This is a genomic window from Streptomyces poriferorum (assembly GCF_019399235.1).
In the GTDB taxonomy this organism is placed as follows: Bacteria; Actinomycetota; Actinomycetes; order Streptomycetales; family Streptomycetaceae; genus Streptomyces; species Streptomyces poriferorum.
On record NZ_JAELVH010000478.1, the window covers coordinates 1 to 2,696 of the forward strand.

Consider the following 2,696-nt stretch of genomic DNA (forward strand, 5'->3'; position numbering starts at 1 on the left):
GGGCGGGGGTGTGCCGGGAATCGGACCCGCAGGGGTGAATACCGGACAGGACTAGTCCTCACCCGCTGCCGACCGGACGGTCGCACCGGGTGTTCGCAGATGGAACCGACGGGCTCCGACCTCCGGAAGTGAACGTGACACGACCGAACCGGTGGTGTCGTGTGTGCGTCCTGAAGTCGACCTTGTGTGCTATCTGCCCGGTCGGAATAGTGGGCGCCCCATCCTCCGTGTACGGGCGACCCCACATCATCCGTGCGCGGCCCCACAGGAGGTCGAAGTTGAAGCATCGACGCATGTCCAGGAAGCGCGCAGTGCTGGCCGGGTCGGCCGTGGTCGCCCTGGTCGCGGGAGGATTGACGTTCCAGAGTGCGAACGCCAGTGACGACGTACCGCAGTTCACCGCGCGTACGCTCGACGCGGTGGCGGCCGGAAAGCTCGCCACCGGTCTGGACAAGGATCTGGGCACCGACGCGGCGGGCGCCTACTACGACGCCACCGCCAAGAACCTCGTGATGAACGTGGTCGACGAGGCCGCCGCCGAGCGGGTGCGGCAGGCGGGCGGCAGGGCCAGAGTCGTGCAGAACTCGCTCGCCGAGCTGAAGTCGGCCCGGCAGACCCTGACCGGCAAGGCCACCATCCCCGGCACCTCGTGGGCCGTCGACCCGGTCAGCAACAAGGTGGTCGTCACCGCGGACCGCACGGTCAAGGGCGATGCCTGGAAGAAGCTCGGCTCGGTGGTCGAGGAGCTGGGCGGAAAGGCCGAGCTCAAGCGGACCGCCGGGGAGTTCAAGCCGTTCATCGCCGGCGGCGACGCGATCTGGGGCAACGGCGGGCGCTGCTCGCTCGGCTTCAACGTGGTCAAGGACGGCGAACCGTACTTCCTGACCGCCGGTCACTGCACCGAGGCGATCTCCAGCTGGTCGGACTCCCAGGGCGGCGCGGAGATCGGTACGAACGCGGGCTCGTCGTTCCCCGACAACGACTACGGCCTGGTGAAGTACACCTCGGACACGGCGCACCCCAGTGAGGTCGACCTCTACAACGGCTCCGCCCAGCCGATCACCAAGGCGGGCGAGGCGACCGTCGGGATGACGGTGACGCGCAGCGGCTCCACCACCCAGGTGCACGACGGCGAGGTGACCGGCCTCGACGCCACGGTCAACTACGGCAACGGCGACATCGTCAACGGCCTCATCCAGACGACGGTCTGCGCCGAGCCCGGCGACAGCGGCGGTTCGCTCTTCGCCGGCGACACGGCGATCGGCCTGACCTCGGGCGGCAGCGGCGACTGCTCCTCGGGCGGCGAGACGTTCTTCCAGCCGGTGCCGGAGGCGCTGTCGGCGTTCGGGGCGGAGATCGGCTGACCGTTCTCCCGTACGGCGGGGGAGTCCTCTTCCGATCCTGCCGTGTCGCAACGGGCCGGTCCGCATCACTCACTTGATGCGGACCGGCCCGTTGTCCATTCCTCGCCGCCCCGGTTGCGGAACTCCGTCGCGCAGGTCCGCGCGGACCTGTCGGAAGGTCGGAATGTCTTCTCGGCGGCTTCTGCTCCCACGTGCGGCACCGGCGGTCTCCGGGATGTCGTCCCGTTCGGTCGCCCTGCTGCCGGACCGGCTCGAAGAGCGATCCGGCGAGTGTCACTCGATCATGGTCGTGCACCGCGGACACGTCGTCGCCGAAGGCTGGCGGACGCCTTACGCGGGAGGCCCGGGCCGCGAGAGGGCCCGAGCCTCCGGGTGGAGCAGGTCAGGCGGCCTGAGCCGGTCTGGCGGTGCCCGCCTTCGCCGGTGCGACGCCGAAGATGTCGACCGCGTGGTAGTACGTCCAGGCCGTGGCGTTGCACGAGGTCAGCGTCGCGCCGGAGTAGGCGGAGCAGACGCGCTTGAGGTCCGAGTAGAGGGCGGAGTCGAGGCGGGCCTTGTTGGCGGAGAACGTACCCGCGGCCTTGTAGTTGCGGTAGCCGAAGTCATGGCGGGCGCAGGCGGTCTGGAACGGGAAGCCGAAGGGGTTGTCGGGCGAGGTGCTGCAGTAGTCCGTCGACCAGTCGAAGCCGTACGCGGACCATGCGCCCTTGTTGTTGCGGGCGGCGTTCCAGGCGTTGTAGCTGGAGGCGCTCGTCTGGGTCCATGAGCTGAGGACCTGGGGCTTGTCCGCGGGAGCCGCCGAGGCGGAGGTGGTGGGCAACAGGGCCAGCGGGAGCGACAGACCGACGGTGGCGAGCAGGGTGGCGACGCGGCGACGCATGAGCAACCTCCATGGGGTGGGGGGAAGTCGGGGCGGCCGTTGACCGGCCGGCCCTGCCTTCGCCTCGCGGGGTGAACGAGGTCGCTCCAGCATGCAGTCATGCACCTGTCATGCCTAGAGGGATGATCCCCCTACTCTCCCGGGCTCGTCGTAGGGGTCAGCCGCCGTGCCGCTGCCCCAGCAGGCGAGCCTGCTCCCTCTTCGGTTCGGTGAAGCCCATGCGTGCGTACGTGGCTGTCTCCTGGCTGGGGAACGGCACGGCCGAGAGGTGCTCGCCGTAGCCGCTCTGCGACCAGCGGGCGACCGTCATCTCGTAACCCGGCACATGGGCGCACAGCTTGAGCGGGAGCGGCGGCATCACCGGCTCGCTCAGGAGGTCGGCGTGGGTGAGGACGAGGCCGCGCATGGCCGGGATGTTCGGGAGGAAGGCGGTCGTGACCCACAGCCGCCAC

General features: G+C 69.6%; 2 protein-coding genes and 1 pseudogene. 1 reads left to right on the forward strand and 2 read right to left on the reverse strand.

Going from position 1 to position 2,696, the window contains the following annotated elements; genetic code table 11:
• Positions 1 to 278 precede the first annotated feature (278 nt).
• A complete protein-coding gene (locus JGS39_RS38665) occupies positions 279 to 1,364 on the forward strand; it encodes a S1 family peptidase (protein WP_219574446.1) in 1,086 nt (361 codons plus the stop codon).
• Positions 1,365 to 1,746: 382 nt separating this feature from the next.
• Here the strand turns inward: JGS39_RS38665 and JGS39_RS38670 are convergent, their stop codons facing one another.
• Positions 1,747 to 2,244 carry a phospholipase gene (locus JGS39_RS38670; RefSeq protein WP_219574447.1) on the reverse strand — a complete coding sequence of 166 codons (498 nt, stop codon included), beginning with the start codon at positions 2,242 to 2,244 and terminating at the stop codon, positions 1,747 to 1,749.
• 157 nt (positions 2,245 to 2,401) lie between these two features.
• Positions 2,402 to 2,696: pseudogene (locus JGS39_RS38675) on the reverse strand (hypothetical protein); the annotation flags it as partial.

What these genes read in the sequence shown, in the direction of transcription:
- JGS39_RS38670 (WP_219574447.1), bottom strand. Translation starts at nt 2,244, where the DNA reads ATGCGTCGCCGCGTCGCCACCCTGCTCGCCACCGTCGGTCTGTCGCTC.